This window comes from Streptomyces sp. NPDC057743 (assembly GCF_042798755.1).
Classification (GTDB): Bacteria; Actinomycetota; Actinomycetes; order Streptomycetales; family Streptomycetaceae; genus Streptomyces.
The window spans coordinates 64,654-87,857 of record NZ_JBHVJX010000032.1 but is presented as its reverse complement, the minus strand read 5'-3'; the positions used below and the strand labels follow the sequence as shown (position 1 = coordinate 87,857).

The 23,204-nt window shown below is 72.2% G+C and carries 20 protein-coding genes; 16 read left to right on the top strand and 4 right to left on the bottom strand.

Annotated elements, in window-relative coordinates:
* Positions 1–181: 181 nt before the first annotated feature.
* The 4 genes from ACFVFQ_RS29820 to ACFVFQ_RS29805 all read right to left on the bottom strand — a co-directional run bounded on the left by ACFVFQ_RS29820 (position 182) and on the right by ACFVFQ_RS29805 (position 4,215).
* The gene (locus ACFVFQ_RS29820) at positions 182–1,132 is read right to left on the bottom strand and encodes an NADP-dependent oxidoreductase (protein ID WP_383421936.1); all 951 of its coding nucleotides are present in this window, start codon (positions 1,130–1,132) and stop codon (positions 182–184) included.
* A 270-nt stretch (positions 1,133–1,402) separates the two neighbouring features.
* Complete coding sequence (locus ACFVFQ_RS29815; protein WP_383421934.1) at positions 1,403–1,993, bottom strand: snapalysin family zinc-dependent metalloprotease; 591 nt, start codon at positions 1,991–1,993, stop codon at positions 1,403–1,405.
* A 301-nt stretch (positions 1,994–2,294) separates the two neighbouring features.
* On the bottom strand, positions 2,295–3,200 hold the full coding sequence (locus tag ACFVFQ_RS29810) for a hypothetical protein (RefSeq protein ID WP_383421932.1): 906 nt from the start codon (positions 3,198–3,200) through the stop codon (positions 2,295–2,297).
* 385 nt (positions 3,201–3,585) lie between these two features.
* Complete coding sequence (locus tag ACFVFQ_RS29805; protein ID WP_383421943.1) at positions 3,586–4,215, bottom strand: DUF1963 domain-containing protein; 630 nt, start codon at positions 4,213–4,215, stop codon at positions 3,586–3,588.
* A 745-nt stretch (positions 4,216–4,960) separates the two neighbouring features.
* On the opposite strand from ACFVFQ_RS29805, the gene ACFVFQ_RS29800 reads away from it, so the two are divergent.
* The 16 genes from ACFVFQ_RS29800 to ACFVFQ_RS29725 all read left to right on the top strand — a co-directional run bounded on the left by ACFVFQ_RS29800 (position 4,961) and on the right by ACFVFQ_RS29725 (position 23,191).
* Positions 4,961–5,362: a hypothetical protein gene (locus tag ACFVFQ_RS29800; protein WP_383421930.1), complete on the top strand. Its 402-nt coding sequence runs from the start codon at positions 4,961–4,963 to the stop codon at positions 5,360–5,362.
* Positions 5,363–5,580: 218 nt separating this feature from the next.
* On the top strand, positions 5,581–7,350 hold the full coding sequence (locus tag ACFVFQ_RS29795) for a phage tail sheath family protein (protein ID WP_383421928.1): 1,770 nt from the start codon (positions 5,581–5,583) through the stop codon (positions 7,348–7,350).
* A gap of 11 nt (positions 7,351–7,361) precedes the next feature.
* The gene (locus ACFVFQ_RS29790) at positions 7,362–7,883 is read left to right on the top strand and encodes a phage tail protein (protein ID WP_383421926.1); all 522 of its coding nucleotides are present in this window, start codon (positions 7,362–7,364) and stop codon (positions 7,881–7,883) included.
* A gap of 4 nt (positions 7,884–7,887) precedes the next feature.
* The gene (locus ACFVFQ_RS29785; RefSeq protein ID WP_383421924.1) at positions 7,888–8,613 is read left to right on the top strand and encodes a hypothetical protein; all 726 of its coding nucleotides are present in this window, start codon (positions 7,888–7,890) and stop codon (positions 8,611–8,613) included.
* Positions 8,614–10,025: 1,412 nt separating this feature from the next.
* The gene (locus ACFVFQ_RS29780; protein WP_383421922.1) at positions 10,026–10,178 is read left to right on the top strand and encodes a hypothetical protein; all 153 of its coding nucleotides are present in this window, start codon (positions 10,026–10,028) and stop codon (positions 10,176–10,178) included.
* Complete coding sequence (locus ACFVFQ_RS29775; RefSeq protein ID WP_383421920.1) at positions 10,175–11,362, top strand: DUF4255 domain-containing protein; 1,188 nt, start codon at positions 10,175–10,177, stop codon at positions 11,360–11,362. The genes ACFVFQ_RS29780 and ACFVFQ_RS29775 overlap by 4 nt, the downstream gene beginning before the upstream one ends.
* Positions 11,359–11,625, top strand: coding sequence for a hypothetical protein (locus ACFVFQ_RS29770; protein WP_383421918.1), 267 nt, complete (start codon positions 11,359–11,361; stop codon positions 11,623–11,625). Before ACFVFQ_RS29775 ends, ACFVFQ_RS29770 begins: the two co-directional genes overlap by 4 nt.
* A gap of 52 nt (positions 11,626–11,677) precedes the next feature.
* Entirely contained in the window at positions 11,678–12,319 is a 642-nt protein-coding gene (locus tag ACFVFQ_RS29765) for a hypothetical protein (protein WP_383421916.1), read from the top strand.
* Positions 12,320–12,353: 34 nt separating this feature from the next.
* A complete protein-coding gene (locus ACFVFQ_RS29760) occupies positions 12,354–12,683 on the top strand; it encodes a LysM peptidoglycan-binding domain-containing protein (protein ID WP_383421914.1) in 330 nt (109 codons plus the stop codon).
* A complete protein-coding gene (locus ACFVFQ_RS29755) occupies positions 12,680–13,798 on the top strand; it encodes a hypothetical protein (protein ID WP_383421912.1) in 1,119 nt (372 codons plus the stop codon). Before ACFVFQ_RS29760 ends, ACFVFQ_RS29755 begins: the two co-directional genes overlap by 4 nt.
* Positions 13,795–14,325, top strand: coding sequence for a phage baseplate assembly protein V (locus ACFVFQ_RS29750; protein WP_383421910.1), 531 nt, complete (start codon positions 13,795–13,797; stop codon positions 14,323–14,325). The genes ACFVFQ_RS29755 and ACFVFQ_RS29750 overlap by 4 nt, the downstream gene beginning before the upstream one ends.
* Before the next feature lie 18 nt (positions 14,326–14,343).
* Positions 14,344–14,697 carry a hypothetical protein gene (locus ACFVFQ_RS29745; protein ID WP_383421908.1) on the top strand — a complete coding sequence of 118 codons (354 nt, stop codon included), beginning with the start codon at positions 14,344–14,346 and terminating at the stop codon, positions 14,695–14,697.
* Between the two features lie 4 nt (positions 14,698–14,701).
* A complete protein-coding gene (locus ACFVFQ_RS29740; protein WP_383421906.1) occupies positions 14,702–15,064 on the top strand; it encodes a GPW/gp25 family protein in 363 nt (120 codons plus the stop codon).
* Positions 15,061–17,934: a putative baseplate assembly protein gene (locus ACFVFQ_RS29735; RefSeq protein WP_383421904.1), complete on the top strand. Its 2,874-nt coding sequence runs from the start codon at positions 15,061–15,063 to the stop codon at positions 17,932–17,934. Before ACFVFQ_RS29740 ends, ACFVFQ_RS29735 begins: the two co-directional genes overlap by 4 nt.
* Positions 17,931–21,062 carry a putative baseplate assembly protein gene (locus ACFVFQ_RS29730; protein ID WP_383421902.1) on the top strand — a complete coding sequence of 1,044 codons (3,132 nt, stop codon included), beginning with the start codon at positions 17,931–17,933 and terminating at the stop codon, positions 21,060–21,062. The genes ACFVFQ_RS29735 and ACFVFQ_RS29730 overlap by 4 nt, the downstream gene beginning before the upstream one ends.
* Positions 21,059–23,191 (top strand): hypothetical protein, encoded by a 2,133-nt coding sequence (locus ACFVFQ_RS29725; RefSeq protein ID WP_383421900.1) that lies wholly within the window; start codon positions 21,059–21,061, stop codon positions 23,189–23,191. The genes ACFVFQ_RS29730 and ACFVFQ_RS29725 overlap by 4 nt, the downstream gene beginning before the upstream one ends.
* Positions 23,192–23,204: the final 13 nt, after the last annotated feature.

The window sequence follows — 23,204 nt, the reverse complement described above, 5'->3', positions numbered from 1 at the left end:
AGGGGCCATCGCCCGGCACGCCGAGAGCACGCACCGACCACCGCCCGGCCCGCCCTCCGGGCGAACGACGGGAGTTTGACGACAGGACCTAGGGCACATCGCCTTGTCGCGTTGCCTTGTCGCGCCGACCGTGTCGTGGGCGCGGAAGGCGTCGTTCGCTCGAACTGCGGCTGCCAGGCAGCTACAGGGTGGTGAAGTCCAGTACGAGGCGGCCCCGCAGGCCGCCCTTGGCCAGTCGCCGGTGTGCCTCGGCTGCCTGGTCGGCGGGCAGGACGTCGGCCACGCGCAGGGTCAGTTCGCCCGCCTCGGCCTGGTCGCGCAGCCGGAGCAGCCGGGCGTGGTCGGTGGCCACCTCGTTGACCCAGACCGGATGCACCCGGATACCGCGGTCCACCGGGCCGTCCCAACCACGGATGACGGCGATACCACCACCGTCCCGGATCGCCGGGAGGACCAACTCGTGCAGCATCGCGCCGTCGAGCACACCGTCCACCCCGTCGGGCGCGAGCGCGCGGAACCGATCGGCGACGTCATCACCGCGCGACACCACCTCGTCCGCGCCCAGGTCCGCAACCAACTGCGCGTCGGCCGGCGAGGCGTCGGCCAGCACCCGCAGTCCATCGCTCTTGGCCAGTTGCACCGCATACCCACCGAAGGCCCCGGCCGCCCCGGTCACCGCTACGGTGCCGCCGGCTGGCACGTCGAGCAGGTCCAGCCCGAGACGGGCGGTGAGGGCGTTCATCAGGAGCGTCGAGGCGGCCGGGAAGTCCACGCCGGGGAGCATCGGCACCACCGACTCCACCGGCACCACGACGAATTCGGCGTAGGCGCCGCCGCGCTGCTCGTAGGGGCGTACGATCGCGATCACGGCATCCCCCTGCTGGAGCGAGGTGGGGGTGCCCGGTCCGATGGCGTCGACCACGCCGGCCGCATCCATGCCCGGTACGTACGGCCCCGGGCGGCCGTTGAACCGTCCGCTGGTGGTGCCGGAGCGCAGCATGGTGTCGGTGGGGTTGACCGAGGCGGCGTGAACACGGATGCGCACCTCGCCGCGGCCCGGCACCGGATCCGGCAGCTCCATCACCCGCAGCACCTCGGGTCCACCAAACTCCGTCAGGCCGATCGCGCGCACAGCACTCACTCCTTTTGTACGACAACTATCGAACTAACCCTAGAGGGAGAGTGCTTGACGTACAACCCCGGCTTGGATGGCGACATCGCCGATCGGGTCCTGGCCGGGTACGGGCGCAAAGTCTTCGGTGCCTTGGGGGAGTGGGTGCCGAGTCGCGCGCCGCCCCTCCTGCGACGTCCGCGGCTGTGCCGACGGCGGGTGTTGCGGCGCCCGCCATCCGGCCGGCCCTCTGCCGCAGCCGTCCCCTGCGGCAGGTGGGCTGATGGCCCGTCAGTGCGAGCCGGCGGGAACCCGGCCGGACCAGATGTCGATCACTACCTGGTGACGATGCGAGCGCACCGCCGGTCCGCCGCCGGCGTAGTTCTTGTCGACCTGTGCCGCCTCGGCCGTGTTCGGCTTGGCGTTCGTGCAGGACGGGCCGGGGCCGTGGCCGGACATGAGCTCCGAGCAGGGGCCGCTGTAGTCGTCGGGCAGTCCGAGGATGTGCCCGGTTTCGTGTGCGACGATCCGGGTCGTGTCGTAGCCCTGGTCCACCGCCTGTTGGCCCAACTGCACTTCACCGCCGCCGCCGGGGAAGATCGGCCCCAGCGTGGTCTGCGGCCAGCCGCTGGTCGCCTTGTAGACGTAGTCGGCCGAGGCGCCGGTGCTCGCCGGCTCCAAGTGCACGTTGTGCACGGCGGTGTTCCAGTTCTGCACGGCCTGGTTGATCGCGTCCGCCCACTTGCCGGCGCCGCTGGCGTCGTAGGTGAGGGTGACCGCGGCCGAGGTCGCGCGCGGCGCGGAGTGCGCCGAAGCGACGCCGACGGTGGGGCTCAGCATGGCTGGGACAAGTGCCGCCAGGGCTGCTATCTGCTTGATCATGAGACGGGTGCGCCTCCTTGGGTCTCGACTGGTGCCCGCAGTAAACGGGGTTCGTCGCGAACACGACAACCTCTCCGTAGGCAATCGAGTCCCGGTGGCTTCAAGTTGGCTCAAAGCGCACAGGAGTTGAGGGCGGGGCGGGGGAGGTCGGGAGGAAGGGGGGAGGCGCCAACTGCCGGTTGCGAGTTCGCGTGTCGGCCGGCCGCTCAAGGGTCTCGGACCGGATCGATTGAGGTGCACGACGACGGGTGGTCATCTCCATCGATCCGGCCGCCTCGTCCGAGACCGTCGCCGCGGTGAACTACTTGCCCTGGGCGGTGAGTTTCTGGAGTTCCTTGAGCAGGTCGACGGTGTCACCGGCCGGCGGGGCCTGCACCGATGTCTTGGTCCCGTAGTCGGAGAATTCCGAGGTGGTGGTGATCGTGCCCTGCGACGTCCTGATGTCTATGTCCATCTTCACCGGGTAGTCGTCACTGTTGACCCACGCGTCGTAGGTGTAGCCCTTGATGCCCGCCTTCTTGGCGTTCGCGAGCAGCTTCTCGCGTTCCTCGGGCGTGAGTGCCTGGACGGTCTTGGCACCCTTGAGCCCCTCCTCGACCGTCAGCGAACCCTTGTAGTGCTCGGCACGCTCGCCGTTGACATCGCCGGACCCCAGGTGCTTGACGTCCGGCGAACCGAGCAGCATCGCAAGCTGCTGCGCCGGGTCCTGGTTCATGTCCTCCAGGCCGGCGGTCATCTGCTTCACGAGCTTGGCGTTGTTGCTCTGCTTCAGCGCGGCCCCCAAGTCGATCTTGCCCCACTGCTTGCCGTCGAACTCCTCAAGCCGCTCGTTCATGTCGACGTACATGGCGTCGTCGAGCCAGATCATGTGGGTCTTCTCGGCGTCGTCGCCGGCTTTCGCCCCGAGCGGACTGTCGATCATGGTCATATCCATGACCATCGGGTTCCAGCCCATGACACCGGTCATCTTCGACACACCGCTGTCCGGCAGGCTCGCCGGCGTGGTCATGCTCATCTTGACCTTCGCGGACTTCGCCGCCGCGGTCTTCTTGTAGGCCGCCGAAAGCGCGTGTGTCACCGCGCCCTTGCCGGAGTTCTGTCGATCCCCCTCGGCCTTGTCCGAGCCGCCCTGGCAACTCGTCACGCCCGCCAGCACGGCCACCGCCGTCAACGAGATCCCCGCACGTCGCGCGATGCTCTTGCGCACGCCTACCCCTGTTTGTCCGTCTTCCCTACTTACGCTACGCACCGTAGCGCATTAGTCCGACATGTCGCGAATGGATAAGTCGGCCCCTCTCCTCCCGACAACTGCACGCGGCCGGGACGCGCCTGGGCTCAGGGGGTGGTGTCGTGGCCTCAAGTCGGGGGCTGGGCACTCGACTTCGGCCGCAGCGTTGGACGAGCGAAACTCCCGCTTCCCAGAACCGAGTTCGCTGCAAGTCCGTTGGGGATTCCGACTACAGCAGCGCTTCCGTCGTTTCCCGTGCCTGACTCTCGCGTCGATGCTCCGACGTACCGCGTCACCCGCGCCGAACAGGCTTCACCATCTTCTGGCTGTCGACGCCAAGCCCCTCACGCTCGTTGGGATCGGCTCAGCACTGCCACAGGAACTTCGCATGGCCGCACGGCTCACAGGCGAACGCGTAGGCGCAGCCGCCACCGCCGAAGTTCATGGCGGTGTGGTGGTCCGGGCCTTCTTCAAGCTGGACGATCAGGGGCATGGGACAGGCGCATGAGGGACAGGACGGCGTCTCATCCCCCTGAAGCCAGGCGGGGCTTCCACCGAGCTGGCCGAGCACGGATGACGCGGGGTCGTCGTTCTTCGCTGCCCACTCCTGGCCGCCCTGGTCGTAATCGGGCTCGTCCACACGCACCAAGCGGACCGCCCGGACGGCGCCGAGGACGAGCAGTGCCTCATCGACACCGCCCTCGGGCTGCGGCAGTGGCCCAAGGCCCTCCGCGGGGAAGAGCAGTGCCTGGTTCCCGCCGGAGTCCGGATCCCAGTCGTCGCACATGCCCGGGTCGTTCTCGCACGCGAACAAGGCGAGGACCCCGCGACCCCCAACCCCGTCTCCGAGGTCATCCAAGGCCACCTGGGCGAGGAACTGCATCGGGCCCTGGCACGAAGCGCAGCGGGGCCACGAAACACCAGCCGGGGCCAGCGGTACTCCACCGGTCCGGGTCACCAGAGCAGCCGCTGCGACCGGACCTGCATCAATCATGAGAGTCGTCACGGCCAGGACTCTAGGACACCCCACCGACACCGCCCGACAGGTCCGAGTCCGGCCTCCCGGACCCCACGACCCCCACCCCGTACACCTGCGGCGGGGCCCCAAGACACCGCTCCCCAACCACCACCGCACAGCGAGAAGGACCAAAGACGCAAACCCAAGGTCCAGCGACCTGCGAGCGATGGACCTTAGTCCCTGTCGAGTTAGTCCCTGTCGAGGGCTCCTCGACCCCCGAGACACTTCCGGAATGGAGAACCTGGACACGCTGATCGTTTCCGTGAGCGATCACCTATGGACCTGGCTGCTGATCCCCCTGGTCATCGGCGCCGGTCTGTACTTCACGATCCGATCCAAGGCCGTGCAGCTGCGTCTGCTGCCCGAGACCTTCCGGGTGCTCCTTTCGCCACCCCTCCAGCTCACTTCCGAGCTGATCCGCCCGCACCACACCCGCCCGCGACACGGGCGGGTATCTCCTCGGCACGGCCCAACTCATTGCACTGGGCAGCTTCCAGGGCTTGTGAGATCTCTCGTGGCTACGCGGCCCCGTTCCGCATCCGCTCCAACGGCCGCCGGTGGCAGCCGGCGGCTTTCCGTGCGCCGGGCTCCGACGAGGCCGCCGACACGACCACTGCCTTTGTAGCGGACCTGAACGGAGCGGCGCAGGCAAGTGGTTAGCCTGCCGCTGCCCAGTGTGACGGGCGCGTCTGTGAAGCCAGCCAATCCGAGGAGAAACGCCATGCCCACGGTGACCCCCGACCCGAATACCTTCAACGTGGTCGTCCAACAGGTGTCGGGCACGAAGTCCACCGGTTTCGCAAGCACCTTCAAAGCCGGAAACGTCGCGCCGGTGAAAGGGACCGCGCTCGCCAGCCCAGGCAAGCCGCTGACCGTGGACATCCAGGTCACGAACTCCCGTGGGGGAGCCAACGTTGTGACCCTCGCCGTGGTCGACCCCTCGGGCAGCAACGGCTTCGGCGGCCAGGGGACCATCAGTTGGGACGATGGCGACGACGGCGATGCCTGGATCGAATTCACCGGATTCCCCCGTCAGGCAGACCAAGTGACTGAGACCGGAGAATGCGAATATTCCGTCATGGTCTCGGGCGACGACGTCTCCGTGTCCGTGTTCACGGTCTAGCAAGGGAAATCACCGGGCCCCTTTCGAGGCCGAACAGCGCATACCGCGTCACCTGATCGAAGAACTGGCCGCGGCGCCGCATGGTTACCGGTGTCGTGCCTGCTTAGCGTGACCCGTGATCTTGAGCGCGCGCCTTCTCGCTTGAGCCTGTGACCCCATTCTCTCCGCAGGTTCCTCGACCCACTCGTCGGGAGAAGGTCGTACAGAAGGGGCCTTGCATGCCGGTGAATCTCACCTACCCGGGCGTCTACCTCGACGAAGTCAAAGGCTCCGTCAGGACGATCACGGGCGTGCCCACGTCGGTCGCCGCGTTCGTGGGCTACGCGCCCCGGGGGCCGGTCGATCGGCCCGTGCACATCACGAGCTGGGCCGACTACGAGACCGTGTACGGCGGCTTGTGGATGGCCAGCCCCATGAGCTATGCCGTCTACCACTTCTTCCTGAACGGCGGCAGCGACGCGGAGATCGTCCGGGTGGTGACGGCGGATCCGCGGCAGCGGAACACGGTCCGGGTGCCGATCGCCGGCTCGCAGCGAGCGCAATTGCCCGCCGGCTCCTCCGCGCCGCCACCGAAAAGTACGGGGCAGAACAAGCCCACCAACGAAGGGGAAACCAAGGGCACGCCCGAGGGCGAGGAGGGGGAAGGGGGCGAAGCGGAGAAGCCCGTTCCTGCCGCCAAGCCGGCCAGGTCCGCCGGGCGGCCGTTCGAGCTCCTGGCCGCCTCGCCGGGCCGCTGGGCGGAACGCCTTCAAGTGACCATCGACCAGGACGTGGTGACGCCCGACGGGGACGCCGCGCAGGCGGCTGCGTCCTCTGGCAAGCCCGTGTTCACCCTCGTCGTCACGGACACCGGAACCGGTCTGACGGAGACGTACCGCAACGTCACCACCGACCCGGACAGTTCCCGCAGCCTCGATCACGTGTTGGCCGCCTCCCAGCTCGTCCGGCTGGACCCCGACGAGGCCAATCGGCTCGCGGATGTGCTGCCGCCGGCGGGTACCAGCCCGGCCCAGCCGCTGGGTGGTGACGCCGACGACCGACCGACGTCGATCGCCGACTACATGGGCAGCGAAGCGGAGAAGACGGGCCTGCACCAGCTGTTGAAGACCGACATCTTCAACATGCTCTGCCTGCCCGACTGCGAATGGCTGCACCAGCAGGGCGATGGCGACCTCAGTGAGCTGTTGGCGGAGGCGGCAAAACTGTGCGCCGATCGCCGCGCCATCTTTCTGGTCGACCCCCCGCCCAGCTGGACGGCACCCCAGAACGGTGCTTCGGTATCGGTCCCGCAACTGGTCGACCAGGTCAAGAACAGCCCGGTGCTCCAGGGTGACTTGGCGAAGAACGCCGCGGTCTACTTCCCCCGCGTGCTCGCGCCGGACCCGCTGCGCGGCGGGGCGCTGCGGCCGTTCCCGCCCTCCGGCGTCATGGCCGGTCTCCTCGCCCGTACCGACGTGCAGCGTGGTGTGTGGAAGGCACCGGCGGGCACGGACGCCTCGCTCAACGGTGTCGTCGATCTCGAAGTGCCGCTGACCGACCAGAACATCGGGTTGCTCAACCCGGTCGGAGTCAACTGTCTGCGACGGCTGCCGGCCGTCGGTCCCGTCGCCTGGGGAGCGCGAACGCTACGCGGCGACGACCGGCTCGCCGACGAGTGGAAGTACCTCCCCGTGCGGCGGTTGGCGCTGTTCCTTGAGGAAAGCCTGTTCCGCGGCACCCAGTGGGTGGTGTTCGAACCCAACGACGAGCCGCTGTGGGCATCGATCCGGCTCAACGTCGGCGCGTTCATGAACACCCTGTTCCGTGCCGGAGCGTTCCGCGGGCGCACGCCGTCGGACGCCTACCTGGTCAAGTGCGACCAGGAGAACAACCCACAGAACGACATCGACCGCGGCATCGTCAACATCCAGGTCGGCTTCGCGCCCCTCAAACCCGCGGAGTTCGTGGTCGTGCACATTCAGCAGCTCGCCGGGCAGATCCAGGTCTAGGAGGACGGCCGATGGCGGAAGTGACGCGTCGGGACCCGTTCAAGAACTTCCGGTTCCGAGTGAAGTTCAGCGGCGCCACCGAGTACATCGCGGGAATCAGCCGGGTCAGTGGGCTGAAGCGGACGACCGAGGTCATCCGGCACCGGAACGGGGGTGACCCCGGAACCAGCCGCAAGCTCCCCGGCCGTACCGAGTACGAGCCGATCACCCTGGAGCGCGGCTGTACCGTGGACACGGCCTTCGAGGAGTGGGCGAACCGGGCCTGGAGCCTGCGCAACTCCTCGGGGGGACTGGAGACTTCGCTGAAGGACTTCCGGCGGGACCTCGTGCTCGACGTGTTCGACGAGGGCGGTAAGCAGGTGCTGTCGTACTCCGTGCACGAGTGCTGGGTCTCGGAGTACCAGGGCCTGTCCGAACTGGACGCGAATGCCAACGGGGTCGCCTTCGAGTACATCAAGGTCGAGCACCACGGCTGGGTACGGGAGCACACCAACCCGCCACAGGAACCGCAGTTCACCGACACCGCGGGGTGAGCGGGTGCTGGGGGAACTGACGGAGGAACGCGTCCTTGAGGTGTGGGAACAGGGGATCCGGCGGCGGCCGATGACGCGGGCGCCACTCTTGGCCACGCTCGCGGAAGGCACCGAGAGGGAGGTCGCCGGCCTTCCCGTGACCGCCCTCAACTCCCTTCTGCTGGAACTGCGTTCCGAGGCGTTCGGCGACACCTTCTCCTGTGCGGCCGACTGCCCGGGCTGTGGCGAGAGCCTGGATGTCGCGGTCAGCACGCGGGAGTTGCGGCCGCCGGGACCGGACGCGGGTGGCGTGCCCGTCGAAGTGGGAACGGCGACCCTGGTGGAACAGGGGCTCGACGTCACGTACCGCGCCTTGACGGGTGGTGACCTCCAGGCCGTCGATCCGGACAGTCCGGACGCCCGCCGCGCCTTGCTGCGCCGCTGCGTGGTGAGCGTCAGCCCGGCGCAGGACCCGGTACCCGACGCGGTGTTGGAGGAGGTGGCCCGGCGACTGGCCGACCTCGATCCGGGCGCCGACACCACGGTCGCCCTGGCATGTCCGGGGTGTGACCACCGGTGGGCGGCGGCCTTCGACGTCGCCGAACACCTGTGGGCCGACATCGACGCCTATGTGCGCCGCCTGATGTACGAGGTCCATGCGCTGGCGCGGGCCTACGGCTGGTCGGAGGCCGATGTGCTGTCGGTGAGTCCAGCACGCCGGCGGTTCTACCTGGAGGTCGCCGCACAATGACCGACTTCGTGGGCCGGCTGCTGCGGGAGCCGGGACCGAGACTGCGGCATGCGCCGCCCCACGTGTTTGATCCGACCGCCCCATGCCTGCCGGGTCACGCTGCGCCCCGCAAGGGACGCCCACGCGGTGCCGCCGAGCGGGCGAAGGCGACGTCCACGAGTCCCGCGGCCGCCGCTCGCTCCTCCGAAGCGGGCCCGGTCACCCGGGAGGAGGGCGCGGTGAGCACGGTGGGCGGGGCGATCGACCGGGCGCCTCACGAGGGTGACGACTGCCCTGCCGCGCCGCGTACGCGGGACGCTGGACGGCGTCGACACGAAAACCCCGTGCCGGCAGAGCCCGAGACCGGCAGCCGTGCGGCCGAGGCCCGCGCCGGTGTCCCGGACCGGCGTCCTGGTCCGAATCCGTGGTGCGTCGGCGGCGACGGAGGGCCACATCATGCGGCACCTGTCCCCAATGAGCCCGGGGCGCACACGCCGGACCACGCAGCAGCACCGGCGACGGCAGTCACCCGGTCCGGGACGACGGGGAGGCGGACGTCGGAGCGCGAGCGGGAAGCGACCCGCCGCAGCGAGGGGACCGATCCGGCCGTCCACGCTTCTCACCAGGGCGGCGACGTTCCTGACGCCGGCCACCTCCGGTCACCGTCGGCTGAGGCCCCACACCCGCCGGCCGGTGAGGGCGTTGCGCCTCGCCCCCGGCCCTCAGGTGGCTCCGCTGTCAGTGGTCTCGAACGTCGGTCGGATGAGCCCGGAGACAGCGCGGCGGGGGATGCGGGGGCCGATGGTCCGCAGCAACGGCCAACGGCGGGGGACGGCGCGGTGGTTCGGGGAGCCGTTGACCCGGTGCCCCCGTTGTCGCCGGACCGTCCGGTCTCCGTGCCCTCTTCCGCCACCGTCCCGCCATCGATGCCCTCCGACCGCGGCCGGACGGGTGGGGACGACGGGACCCCGCGTGCGGCGGGCACGGCAGACGGCCGGCAGACGGCGCCGGACAGGGGCCGTTCCCCCGCCACTCCCACGGACACGGAGGGGCAGCACGGGGATGGTGTCACGCCGGCAACGCCCGTGGACCGGCGGCCGGGTGGCCGGAGCCAGCGCGCGACCAGTGTGCCGCCGCACGAGGGGGGAGCGGCAGCGGCTCCGGTCGTTGACAGCGGTGTTCCGGGACGTGGGCCGGCGGCCGCGACCCATCGGCTTGCGGCCGCACCTGAACCCACCCCGTTCCGTGGGCGGGCTGGCGCGAACCCGGAGGCCGGTGCCAGCCCGACCCGTCTCCGGCCGTCCGCAGGAGCAGGACCAACTAATGGCGCCGCGACCGCCGTTGCTCCTCCTGGTCGCCCCGTGCCCCCGGGTGCCGACCGGCCTTCGGCCGCGAACGGGACCGAGCCCACCGGGCGTTGGGGAGGAGGGCCGGTGGTGGACAGTGGCGCGGCCGAGACGGTCGTGCGGATCACCATCGATCGGCTTGAGGTCCGTACCGTCGCCCCGCTGAGTGCCGAGCGGTCCGGCCTCCGGCGCGTGCCCCGCCTGAGCCTGGACGCCTACCTCACGGGGAGGCGGTCGTGAGCGACCCGCGGTCCGTGGCGGCGGCGACGGAGGGTCTGCGCGCCGTGCTCCAGGACGCCGTGAGCCGGGCGGTTCCCGGTGCCGTGGTGACCGTCGGGGCGCCCCACGAAGCCGCCGTCGAGGGCGCCGCGGCCGAGCTGAACGTGTTCCTGTACCGCACGACCGTCGACGGAGCCTGGCGGAACAGTGATCCGGTGGGCGCCCGGCCCGGTGAGACCCGCTGCCCACCACTGCCTCTGGTCCTGCACTATCTGCTCATCTGCCGCGCGCCCGCCGACGCTGGGGCCACCGTTCCCCAACTGCTGCTGGGCCAGGCCATGTCCGCGCTGCACGACCGGCCCGTCCTGTCGCCCGACGTGCTCAGGGAAGCGGCGGGCTTCAGCGATCTGTACCGTCAGCAGGAACCGGTGCGGATCACTCCCGCCGCCCTGAGCACCGAGGCGATGGCGCGGCTGTGGACGGCCCTGCACATCGGCGACCGGCTCGCGGTCGCCTACGAGGCGCGGGTCGTCCTGATCGACAGCGCGGTGCCCGGCCGGGCACCGCTGCCCGTGCTGCGCCGAGGGGAACGCGACCGTGGCCCCGAGGTCACCGCGTCGACGGCCGTCACCTGGCCCGCTCTGCATTCCGTCAGCCCGCCGGTCGCCGCTCCGGGGACCGAACTGGAGCTGGTGTGCCGTGGCCTTGACGCCGCGACGGTGAGTGTCAGCCTGACCCATGCCGTGCTCGGCGGGCCCGTGGTCCTGCCGGCGCGGGTGATCAGTGCCGGAACCGTGCGTGCCGTGCTCGGCGAGGATCACGGCGCGGGCCGCTGGTCCGTGGTCGTCAGCCTGCAAGCCGCCGACGGCAGCCGGCGCACCACCGGCACAAGGTGGGTGGACGTCGCTCCGCGGATCACCGGCCGGCTGCCGTTGACCGCCACCCGGGACTCCGGCGGCGCGGTGGACCTCGCGGTGGAGTGCACGCCCAGGGTCCATCCCGGGCAGCGGGTGGAACTGCTTGTGGGCGAACTGCCCGTGCCTGCCGAGCCGTTCACCGAGCCCACCGGGAGACTGCGGTTCCGGGTGGCCCGGGGCGTACCCGGACGGTACGCGGTCCGGCTGCGCGTCGACGGGGTGGACAGCCCGCTCGTCGATGCGCGGACGGAACAGTTCGAGGCGGACACGGCGGTGGTGATCACATGACCGCGACCCGCATCGAGCTGCGCATCCGGCAGTTGGTGCTGCCCGCGGAGACCAGCCCGGCGCGGGCCGCGGCGGTGCGCGCCGCCCTGGAGGCGGAACTCACCGAGCTGCTCTCGCACGCGCCCGGGGAGGCGCCCGTCGAGCGGCGAGTCCGGCGCGCCGCCGGGGCGGTGGCGGCCGAGGCCGAGGCCACCGCCCTGGGGCGTTGCCTCGCCCGGGCCGTCCACCGCGCCCTGTGCGCCGACGAGTCGGGAGGGCCGTGATGAGGAACGGGAGATCCGCGAGGGCACGACGCGCGGCGGAGGAGCGAGCGGCATGACCACCCCCGCGCCGCACCGCGGCGGCTTCGTCTTCCTCGACCCCGAGCAGGGGCGGGTGCTTCGGGTCGTGCCCTTCCAGTACAACCCCGACCGGCTCACCCGCACGCTGCGGCCGCAGGGGATCGGGGACGACCCCGGCGACCGGCTGGAGACGCTGCGGCTGTACGGCCCGCCCCAGGAGACCTTCCACGTCGAGGCGGAATTCAACGCGGCCGACCAGTGGGCCTCGGCCGCCGGCCCCGAACCACCCGCGGACATCGGCCTGTTCGGGGCGCTGTCGGCACTGGAGTCCGCAGTCTGTCCCACGAGCGTCCAGCTCGCGTCGCAGCAACGGCTGGCGTCCCGCGGAGTGCTGGAAGTCGCGCCGGTGGAGGCGCCGGTGCCGGTGCTGGTGCTCGGCCCGCGCCGGGTGCTGCCCGTGCGCATCGCCGAGGTCACCGTCACCGAGGAGGCCCACGACGGGCAGCTGAACCCGGTCCGGGCCCGCGTGTCGCTGACGATGCGGGTACTCACCGTCGACGACGTCGGCCCCGCCCACCCGGCGGGCGGGCTGTACCTGCGCTATCAGCAGGGCCGGGAGCGGTTCGCGGCACTGGTCGGCTACGGCCCCGGAGCGGTGGGCTACCAAGGGCCGTGAGCGACCCGGCACGACGAACCCGAGGAGAGCGAGCATGATCGAGCCCGGCAGCAGATACCAGGGGATTCCCACGGCGGTGCACACCCTCCGGGACGGCCGCCAGGTCAGGCACCTGCGGCGCCGGTTCCTGCCGCAGCCCGAGGAGTTGGCGCACGCCGGCGTGCACGTCGTGGCGGCTGGCGACCGCCTCGACCGGATCGCGGCCCGGCACTACGGCGACCCCGAACAGTTCTGGCGGATCGCCGACGCGAACCGGGCCCTGTGGCCGGCGTCGTTGACGGCGGTGCCCGGCCGACGGCTGCGCATCGCCCTGCCTCTGGGAGCGCCACAGGGTCGCGCCTCCGGCGGAGCCGCGCGGCCATGACGCCCAGCCTGCACCTGATGCTGCTCGCCGGCGACGCGGTGCCCGAGCCTGTCCCGGCCGCGTTCATCGATGCCCTGCACCATGTGCGCGTCACCTCCGCCACCGGCGTCACCAACGGCTTCCAACTGACCTTCGCCATGAGCCCCCGCTCGCAGCTGCGGCAGGCGGTGGTGCCCGGCGGAGCACTCGATGTGAAGCGGCGCGTCGTCGTGGCGGTGGCCCTCGCGGGCCGCTGCCAGGTGCTCATGGACGGGCTGATCACCCGGCAGGAGATGCACGCGGGGCGGGCGCCCGGCGCGTCGTTCCTGACGGTCACCGGCGAGGACCTGTCGGTGCTGATGGACCTTCAGCACGTGCGGTGCTCCTACCCCGGGCTGGCACCCCACCTGCGGGCCGAGACAGTGTGTGCCCGGTACGCGCAGTACGGGATCACCGCGCGGGCGGTCCCGCCGGTCCTCACCGAGCAGCCCAACCCGGCGGTGACGATCCCCGTGCAGGCGGCGACCGACCTGGCCTACCTCCGCGCGATGGCCGCCGACGTCGGGCACGTCTTCCACATCGAGCCGGGGCCCGTGCCCGGGGCGAGCACTGCCTACTGGGGGCCACAGAAGCGCGAGGGCGACCCGCAGCCGGCCCTCACCACGGGCTGCGGCGCCGCGGACAACGTCGAGGACTTGAGCTTCGCCCACGACGGCCTGTCGGTCGCGCACTACCGCACCCACTTTGTGGATCCCGGCTCGCGGAGCATCTCGGAGATCGTCCCGCCCGAGCCGCAGGTGCTGTACTGGAGCCTGGCCGCGCACCCCGCCCCGGCCCTGTGCGCGCGACCGCTGACCGGCCAGACCGGACGGTCGCTGCCGCAGGCCCGGTTGGCCGGGCTGGGCCGGACGGTGTCCGGCGACCCGGTCACCGCCCAGGGAACGCTGAACGTGCTGCGCTACGGCCACGTGCTCGGCTCCCACCGCCTGGTGGGCGTCCGCGGGGCCGGGCCCGCCTACGACGGGACCTACGCCGTGCGCGACGTGACCCACGACCTCACCAGGACCACGTTCCGGCAGCACTTCACCCTGGTGCGCGACGGCCTGGTCTCCGACACCCAGGTGGTGAACCCGTGAGCGTGGAGACGGTGCGGCGGTGGCACGGCCTGTACCAGGGCGTCGTGGTCTGTGCCGTGGACCCGACCGGAACGGGACGACTGCAGGTCCGGGTCCCGGAGGTGCTGGGCGAGGACGTCTGTGTGTCGGCCGCACCGCTGACCCCGATGGCCGGGGAGGACAGCGGCATGTACGTGGTTCCGGCGCCCGGGGCGGGGGTGTGGGTGCAGTTCCTCGACGGGGACCCCGACCGCCCGGTGTGGGTCGGTTTCTGGCGGGGCGGGCCCGGAGACGTACCGTCGGCCGCCAAGTCGACGCCCCCGGGCACCCCGCAGATCGTTCTCGCCACGCCCTCACAGAACGCCCTGGTCATCAGCGACCAGCCGGGACCCGAGGGCGGGATCAAACTGCAACTGCACGGCGAGAGCGGCCCGTTCATCAAGGTCAACGAAACGGCCATCGAGATCTCCTGCGGGCCCGGACTGGCCAGCATCCAGCTCGTGGGAGCACAGGTCATCGTCAACGGCGGTGCCCTGACGGTGCAGTGAAGAACAGCGAGGAAACGGATGCCCGGACTGCTGCTGCACTACGGCGCCACGATGATGTGCGCCCACCCCCCAGGCCAGGTCACCCTCCCGGCACCCGCCCAACAGCGCGTGTCGGTGGGCGGGTTGCCCGTCGCCACCGTAGCCGACACGTTCCTGGTGGCCGGGTGCTCGTTCCCGGCGACGGTGCCGGGGGCGCCGCCCTGCACCGGCGTCACCTGGCTCCAGACCTCCAGCCGGGTCCTCGTACAGGGGCTTCCGGCCCTGCTCCAGCCGACGCCACCGCCGAGCCCCGCCCCGGCGCTGGGCATCGGCACACCGCCGCCCAACCCGCCGACGGTGCTGGCCATGCAGCTCAGGGTCTCGGGGATGTGACCGCGTGAACGTCGACTTTCCCTACCACGTGGACGCCTGCGGCCGCACCGCACAGGTCGACCACGCCGGACACGTGCGCGACATGGTCGAGCAGGTGCTCTTCACCACCCCCGGAGAGCGGGTCAACCGCCCCGACTTCGGCTGCGGCCTGCTCAACCTGGTCTTCGCCGGAAACAGCCCGGAACTGACGACGACCGTGGAGATGACGGCCCACGCCGCCCTGCAACAGTGGCTCGGCGACCTGCTCACGGTGGAGTCCCTGACCGTCAGCAGTGCGGAGTCCACCCTCGTGGTGCAGGTGACCTACGCACTTGCTGCCACCGGGGAGAGCCAGAGCCTGACGATCCGGGGAGGGACGCCGTCATGAGCGTCACGAGCGAACCCGGCGGCCCGGGCGGCCGGCACCGCGGTCACGCGGCGGCGCGTGGCGAGCCGGCCGGGATCGAGCAGGTGCAAGTGGACCCCGGGCGGCGCGCGTTGACCGTCACCTTCTCCGGCACGCTGCCCGCCCGCCTGGATCGCCACAGCTTCCGGATCGAGGGCGGCCAGCGCATCACCGAGATCCGCGTCCGGCACGTCGCACGGCATGCCCCGGAGGAGTCGGACGGTAGCCCGGCGAACCGTCTGACGCTGACGCTGGACCGGACCGGAGACGAGTCCACCTACCGACTGCGTGCCCTCGGCAGCGGCTTCCGACGCGACCGCAACCAGGCCGCGTTCACCTTCCGCCGCAGCGACCGCAAGCCGACTCCCGAGCCGTCCGCCTCCGTGCCGGCGCCCCGCCCCACCGTGCGGCCCGGCCCGGCCATCGACTATCTGGCCAAGGACTACGCCAGCTTCCGACGGCTGCTGTTGGAACGGCTCGCGCTCACCCTGCCGCAGTGGACCGAGCGGCGGGCGCCCGACGTCTGGGTCACGCTGGTCGAACTCCTGGCGTACGTCGGGGACCACCTCAGCTACCACCAGGACGCCGTCGCCACCGAGGCATACCTCGACACCGCGCGGCTGCGGACCTCGGTACGGCGCCACGCCCGCCTCGTGGGCTACCCCATGCACGACGGCTGCGCGGCCCGCGCCGTCGTCTGCGTGCAGACCGACGCTCCGATGCGGGTGCGGACCGCTGACCTCGCCTTCGCGGTGTTCCCGCAGGACGGCACCCCGGATCGGGACAGCCCGGTGATCCCGCTGGACCAACTGGTCGCCGGTAGGCACCCGGTGTACCGGCCGCTGGAGCATCGGGAGACGGTGCTGTGCCCGGAGCACCACCGCATCCCGCTGCTCGCCGGGAGCCCGGCGGAGCGCGAACTACCGGTCGGTGCAACCAGCGCCACCCTCATGGACAGTGACGGCACGGAACGCGCCCTGCGGTTGGCCCCCGGTGACCTGCTCGTCCTGGAAGAGGCGGCGGGTTCCGAGGGCGACCACGGCGTTGGCCCCGACCCCGCCCGCCGGCAGGCCGTCCGGCTTACCCACGTCACACCGGACGTCGACCCGACCACCGGCACCACGGTGGTCGTGGTGCGGTGGGGCGACGAGGACGCCCTCACCTTCCCGTTGCGCGTCGGTACGGTCGACAGCCACGAGCGCCCGTGCCCCACCGCCGTCGCCTGCGGCAACGCCCTCCTGGTCGAGCACGGCATCGAGAACACCTGGCTGTCCGGAGGCGCCGAGGAAATCATCCAAGTTCCCCTGCCACACGGCGCGTTGGCGTCGGCAGACGACACTGACGACAGCCCGCCCACGGCCACCCGCCGCCCGGGCCCGTCCGTGATGGCCCTGAGCGGCACCCCCGTCACCTGGTCACCGCGCCACCCCCGCCCCGCGGACGTGGCCGCCGCGCAGGCCCGACAACTGACGGACCTGGCCACCAGGGCCCGGGACCGGCTGCGCGATCTCCACCACTCGGCGACCAGCCTGTCCGACGAGGACCGGGAATTCCTGGAAACCCTGTTCGCGAAGCGTCATCTGCGGGGCGTGTTCGACGACGCCGACCCCGGCAACGCCCTCGGCCAACTGCTGTCCCGGTTCGACGAGTTCCTCGAACCGAAGCTGCGCCGTCTGGACACCTTGGACCGGCGCGCCCGGTCCGGGCATGTGCTCGCCCCAGAGGAGACCGGCTGGGAACTGGCCCAGACCTGGGGCCGGGCCGCCGCCTGGGCGCTCCACCCGGACAACCCCGTGCTGCACGGCTCGGCGCGCGGCGCCCTGCGCCCCGACCCCCGCGAGGCCCTGCCCGTACTGCGCCTGCACCAACCGAAGGACGGGGACGAAGGGGATCCCGAGCCACCCTGGACGCCGCGACGAGACCTGCTCGCGAGCGGACCGCGCGAGCGCCACGTGGTCGGCGAACTCGACGACGACGGGGTGCTCGCGCTCCGTTTCGGGGACGGCCGCAACGGAGCCGCGCCCCGCCCGAACACGCGGCTGTGCGCCGAGTACCGCATCGGCAACGGAAAGGAGGGCAACGTCGGAGCCGAGGCCATCAACCGGATCGCCTCCCGGGTCCCCGGCGTCCTGGAGCACGTCGTCGGAGTACGCAACCCCTTGCCCGCCACCGGCGGGACCGACCCGGAACCGGTCGCCGAGGTGCGGCGGGCCGCCCCCCGCGAACCGCTCCGCGGGCTGCTGCGGGCCGTGACCGCGGAGGACTACGCCACCCTGGCGGCAAGCCGCCCCGACGTGCGGCGGGCCGCCGCCGCGCTGCGCTGGACCGGCAGTTGGTACGAGGCCGAGGTGGCCCTGGACCCCGTCGGCGCCCCCGACCCGTCGCCCCGTCTCCTGGAGGCGGCCCGCGCCTCCCTGCACCGCTTCCGCCGCATCGGGCACGACGTCGTGACGCGCCCCGCCCGGCACGTACCACTCGACGTCGCCCTGGACGTATGGGTCGACCCGCACGCGCTCGCCGAGCACGTCCGCGCGGAACTGCTGCGCAAGCTGCTGCCAGGGCGAGCACCCGACGGCGCCCCCGGGTTCTTCGACCCCGAGGCGCTGACGTTCGGCGCCGCCGTCCGCGCCGGCGCGCTGGTCACCCTGTGCATGAGCGTCCCCGGCGTCCGGCACGCCGAGGTGACCCGGCTGTGCAGGCTGCGTGCACCGGGCGGACGCGCGCCGGCCAACCTGGACGTGCCGACGACGGGAGAGTTGAGGCTGCGACCACTGGAGATCGCCCGCCTCGATGCAGACGCCACCCACCCGGAGAACGGGCGCCTCGCACTGCGCATGAGAGGAGGACGATGACCGGCTCACCCGAGGGCACCCGCCCCGGCAGCCAGGGCGCGCGTCCGGCGCCGGTGTGGAACCGGCCCGGGCTGTCCGAACTGCGCTACCGCGTGGGCACCCACACCACGTTCCTCGACGCGATGCGCGCCCGGCTGCCCCAGGCGGAAGGCGCCGCACTGGCCGGACTGACCACCCGTGAACCGGACGACCCGGTGTTCGCGTTGCTGGACGCCTTCGCCGCCCTCGCCGACGTGCTGACCTTCTATCAGGAACGGATCGCCAACGAGGGCTTTCTGCGCACCGCCACCGAACGGGCCTCGCTCGTGCGGCTCGGGCGCCTGGTCGGCCACCGACCGCGGCCCGCCCTCGCCGCGACCACCCACCTCGCCTACACCCTCGACGCGGGCACCCGCACGGTCGTCCCGGCGGGTTCGCGGGTCGCCAGCCAGCCGGCCCCCGGCGGCCTGCCCCGGACCTACGAGACCAGCGACGACCTCGTCGCCCGCGCCGAATGGAACCGGCTTCCCGTACGCACCACCCGACCCCCGTCCCTGACCGCCGACACCGCCGCCCACACGCCGTCCCTCGACCTCGCCGGGGCACAACACACCCTGCACCCCGGCGACCGGCTGCTGTTCACGTACGACGACCCGCGCCTCAACCTCACCCGCATCGTCGCGGGCATCCGGCCCGACCCCGCACACGGGAGGACCACCGTCCTTCTGAAGGTGCCCGACGCACACCAGCAACTGCGCAACGCGGCCGAGGCACTGGACGAGGACGTGGCACAGGCCGCGGCCGGGCTGCCATCGGAGGGCCCGTTCGAGCATCTGCTCCAACTCCTGCGCGACGTACGGCACCGGGCCGAGGAACTGCGCGACCCGGACACCCTGGCAACCTCACTCGACGGCAAGCTGCGGGCACTTGAGGAGTGGCGGGCCGGCGTACCGCGGCATCCCGAGGCGGACGCCCTGGTCGCACGGGCCACCGTCCGGATCGCCACCCTCCAGTCGGCCGCCCGGCGGCTCACCGAACCACCGGCCGAGGCCACCCCGGCCCCACAGGAGGGCGCGGCCGCACGCGCGGCCCTGCTGAAGGACCGCGACGGCGACGGCCGAACCGTCCTACGCGCCCTCCAGCCCCTGCTCCACGCGATCGACGGGCCCGGCGCCCCCGCGCCCGCCCGCGCCGGCCTGGCCGAGGCCCTGGGCGCCGGATCCGACGCGCTGCCACGGCTGTTGGCCGGCAGCGGCACCGACGGAGCCACGTCCCTGGGCCGCGCCCTCGGCGCCGTGTCGGTCTCCGCCGCACCCCTGCCCGAGGTCTGCTGCTTCCGCGTGAAGGCCGCACCGCTGGGCGCCGCCCTCCCCGATGACACCCGCGTCCGACGGCTGCTGCACACTGCCGCCCAGCAGGCGGCGGAGCCGACCGAACGGCTCCCCGCCGACGTCCTGTTGCTCGACGCCGTCTACGACGAGATCCTGCCCGGCAGTTGGATTGCCGTCCGGCAGGCGGACGACTCCCGCACCCGCGTGCTGAAGGTCACCGACGTCGCCCAACTCGCCGTCGCCGACGAGCAACACGCCCTGCGCGTGACCCGGCTGCGCCTGGAGCGGCCCTGGACCGACGACGCCGAGGACATCGCGGCCCGCCGCGCCACCACGGTGTGGGCCGCCGGACAGCCGCTGGCTCCGGCCGCCGCCCCCGACCCGACCGCCGTGGCGGGCGACACCATTCAACTCGACGGGATCCAGGAGGGGTTGACGCCCGGCCGACGGCTGATCGTGGCCGGGGAACGCACCGACGTCACGGTCGGCGCGTCCTCGACGGGCGACCGGGGCACAGGAGTGCCGGGCGCCGAAGTCGTGGTGCTCACGGGCGTGCGGCACGGCTTCGACGGCACCCCCTTCGACGACCGCGTTCGCACCACGCTCCTGCTGAGCGCCCCGCTGCGGTACCGCTACCGGCGCGAGACCCTGGTCATCCACGGCAACGTGGTCCACGTCACGGCCGGCGAGACGCACGAGGAGGTCCTCGGCAGCGGGGACGCCGAACGGGCCGGCCAGGTCTTCCCGTTGCGCCGAGGCCCGCTGACCTGGGTCCCCTCGGCGACGACCAGCGGGAGCCAAGAGGCCCTCACCATCTGGGTCGACGGCGTGGCGTGGCGGCGCTCCGCCGACCTCACCGACGAAGGGCCGACCGCGCGGGCGTACCAACTGCGCGCCGGCGTGGACGACTCGATGGCCGTCGAGTTCGGCGACGGTCGCGGCGGCGCGCGGCTGCCCAGCGGCACCGACAACGTCACGGCCGGCTACCGGGTCGGCGGCGGCCGCGCGGGCAACGTCCCGGCCGGGCGGATCAACCAGTTGGTCAGCCGGCCGTTCGGGGTCAGCGCGGTCACCAACCCGCTGCCCGCCACCGGCGGCGCGGATGCCGACGACCCCGACGCGACGCGCAGGGCGGTCCCGCAACGGCCGGCCGCCCTCGACCGGTTGGTGTCCGTGCGCGATCACGAGGACTTCGCCCGGGCGTTCGCCGGCGTCGACAAGGCAGTGGCGCGCCGGTGCGCGGTGGACTTTGGCCCCGTCCTGCACGTCACCGTGGCTGTCGCCGACCCCTCGCCGGACGCCACCGCAGCACTGCTGACGGTCCTGCGCACCGCCTTCGCCCGGAACGGCGACCCCACCCTGACCGTTCGGGTCGAACTCTGCGAGCGGGTGCGGCTGGTGCTGGCACTCGGCGTCCGCATCGCACCCGGACACCGCCCGGACGACGTCGAGCAGCGGGTCCGCGACGCGCTGACGGCCCGCCTCGGTTTCGCGGCGGCGGAACTGGCCGAGCCGGTCTTCCCCAGCGCCGCCCTGGCCGCCGCGCAGGCGGTGCCCGGCGTCGACCGCGTCGAGGTGGACGCCTTCGGCGGGTTTCCGGAGACCAACGCGGCATCCGAGATCGTCCGGTTCGCCGAACATCCCACGGTGGCCGCCAAAGTCCCGGCCCGCCCCGCCCGCGCCTGCGCGGTGCGCGACGCGTCGCCACCCGGGCCCCGTCCGACGCCGGAGGCCGTCCGATACGTCCTGCGGCCCGCCCAACTCGTGCTGCTGGACCCGGCCGTGCCCGAGACCCTCGTCCTGCGGAGAATCCCATGACGCCCGAGGAGCTGTACCAGCTGCTGCCCGCCCTGTACCGCAGCCGCGACGAGGAGGAAGGCCGCCGCCTGTACGCGCTGCTGTCGGTCATCGCCGAGCAGGCGGACGTCGTCCAGGCGGACATCGAGCGGCTCTACGACAACTGGTTCATCGAGACATGTGACCTCTGGCTCGTCCCGTACCTCGGCGATCTCGTCGGCTGCCAGGTGCTGCCGGGGACCGCCGCCGCGCCCTTCGACGGCCACGGACGCTCGTGGGCCGCCGCCGTTTCCCGCCGCGACGTCGCTCGGACCGTGGCCAACCGCCGCCGCACGGGCACCCCCGCCCTGCTGGAGGACCTGGCGGCGGCGGTGGCGGAGTGGCCGGCGCGGGCCGTCGAATTCCGCCGTCAGCTCTGCGTCACCCAGCCGGTGCGCCGCTACCCGTCGAGCAGCCCGGAAGCCCGACACAGACTCGGACGCGGCGGCCTGGTGAACGTACGCCGGATCGATGCCCTGGACCGCGGGGGAGGCCCCTTCGACGAACTCGCGCACACGGTGGAGGTGGCGCGCCCCGGGTCCCGTCGGCGCCCGGGCCGGTACGGCGTCGGCGGCGTCGGGCTGCACGTGTGGCGCTCGGGAACGTACGCGGTGACCCTGTCGCCCGCCTGCTGTCTGGCGCCGGACCGGGGCCGGTACGCCTTCAACGTGCTGGGGATCGACACGCAATTGGTCACCAAGCCCGTGCCGGAGCCGGCGCCCTGCCACACCGCGGACGAGACCAACGTGCCGGCCCCGGTTCGACGCCGGGCGCTGGCCGAGCGGCTCTACGACTACTACGGGCCGGGCAAGAGCCTGTGCCTGTGGACCGGGCCGCAGGACCACCCCGAACCACTGGCGCTGGACCGGATCGTGGCCGCCGACCTGTCGGACTGGCGCCCCCGTCCCGGACCGGGGCGGGCATTCGTCGACCCCGTTCTCGGCCGTCTCGCCCTGCCGCCCGACGAGCCTTGGGACGGCCGTCTGTGGGTGAGCTATCACCACGCCTTCGTCGGCGACCTCGGCGGTGGCGAGTACCCCAGACCGGAGCCCGGCCCGACCGGTGCGGCGGTCCGCTACCGCGTCGGGCCGGGGCGGGAACACCGTTCGATCAACGACGCGTTGGAACGCTGGCGTGCCGAGAAACACGACCACCCCGGCAAGACCGCAGCGCTGATCGAGGTCTGCGGCAACGGCGTGACCGACGACCTGACCGACCTCCGCCTCGATCCGGGCGACCAACTCACCCTCCGCGCCACGGACGGGTCCCGCCCGGTGATCCGGCTGGACACCCGCTCCGACGACCGTGCGGGAACCCTGCGGATCACGGGCACCGGCAAGGGGTCCGACACCGGCCCACCGCCGCGGGTCGTCCTGGACGGCTTCCTGATCACCGGCGGAGGCGTTCAGGTCCGCGGGGACGTCGGGCGGCTCACGGTGCGGCACTGCACTCTGGTCCCCGGCCTCCAACTCGGGCCCGACGGCGCACCGTTGGCACCCGGGATGCCGAGCCTGGAGATCGTCGACAGCCCGGTCCACACCGAGGTGCGGCACAGCATTCTCGGCACGATCGCGGTATCGAGCCCGCACACCACGGGCGTGTCGAACCCCGTCCTCCTCCACGACAGCGTGCTGGACGCCACCCACCGGCGGCAGGCGGCGCTGCGGGGCCCCGACGACGGCCCCGCACCGACCCGCCTCACGGCGCGCCGGACCACCGTCATCGGAGCCGTGCACGTCCAGGCCGTGGACGTGCTGGAGAACTGCCTGCTGGACGGGGAGGTCCGGGTCGCCCGCACGACCGAGGGCGCGGTGCGGTTCTGCTGGCTCCCGCCCGGCTCCCACACACCGGCCCGGACACACTGCCAGCCCGAGCAGTCCGGCGACCCGGCGCGCGTGGCCCTGCGGTTCGCCGGCCGACGGTACGGTGCGCCGCACTACGTCCAACTCTCCGACGACTGCGCCGAGGAGATCCGCAGGGGAGCGGACGACCGGGCCGAACCCGGTGCACTGCACGACGTCTTCAGGCCCCTGCGGGAGGACATCCTGCGTACCCGCCTGGCCGAGTACACCCCCGCGGGGTGTGACGCGGCGCTGTTCTTCGCCACCTGATCCGTCAGCCCCC

What these genes read in the sequence shown, in the direction of transcription:
- ACFVFQ_RS29730 (WP_383421902.1), top strand. Translation starts at nt 17,931, where the DNA reads ATGACCGGCTCACCCGAGGGCACCCGCCCCGGCAGCCAGGGCGCGCGT.
- ACFVFQ_RS29790 (WP_383421926.1), top strand. Translation starts at nt 7,362, where the DNA reads ATGGCGGAAGTGACGCGTCGGGACCCGTTCAAGAACTTCCGGTTCCGA.
- ACFVFQ_RS29735 (WP_383421904.1), top strand. Translation starts at nt 15,061, where the DNA reads ATGAGCGTCACGAGCGAACCCGGCGGCCCGGGCGGCCGGCACCGCGGT.
- ACFVFQ_RS29770 (WP_383421918.1), top strand. Translation starts at nt 11,359, where the DNA reads ATGACCGCGACCCGCATCGAGCTGCGCATCCGGCAGTTGGTGCTGCCC.
- ACFVFQ_RS29755 (WP_383421912.1), top strand. Translation starts at nt 12,680, where the DNA reads ATGACGCCCAGCCTGCACCTGATGCTGCTCGCCGGCGACGCGGTGCCC.
- ACFVFQ_RS29800 (WP_383421930.1), top strand. Translation starts at nt 4,961, where the DNA reads ATGCCCACGGTGACCCCCGACCCGAATACCTTCAACGTGGTCGTCCAA.
- ACFVFQ_RS29805 (WP_383421943.1), bottom strand. Translation starts at nt 4,215, where the DNA reads ATGATTGATGCAGGTCCGGTCGCAGCGGCTGCTCTGGTGACCCGGACC.
- ACFVFQ_RS29745 (WP_383421908.1), top strand. Translation starts at nt 14,344, where the DNA reads ATGCCCGGACTGCTGCTGCACTACGGCGCCACGATGATGTGCGCCCAC.
- ACFVFQ_RS29795 (WP_383421928.1), top strand. Translation starts at nt 5,581, where the DNA reads ATGCCGGTGAATCTCACCTACCCGGGCGTCTACCTCGACGAAGTCAAA.
- ACFVFQ_RS29815 (WP_383421934.1), bottom strand. Translation starts at nt 1,993, where the DNA reads ATGATCAAGCAGATAGCAGCCCTGGCGGCACTTGTCCCAGCCATGCTG.
- ACFVFQ_RS29765 (WP_383421916.1), top strand. Translation starts at nt 11,678, where the DNA reads ATGACCACCCCCGCGCCGCACCGCGGCGGCTTCGTCTTCCTCGACCCC.
- ACFVFQ_RS29760 (WP_383421914.1), top strand. Translation starts at nt 12,354, where the DNA reads ATGATCGAGCCCGGCAGCAGATACCAGGGGATTCCCACGGCGGTGCAC.
- ACFVFQ_RS29725 (WP_383421900.1), top strand. Translation starts at nt 21,059, where the DNA reads ATGACGCCCGAGGAGCTGTACCAGCTGCTGCCCGCCCTGTACCGCAGC.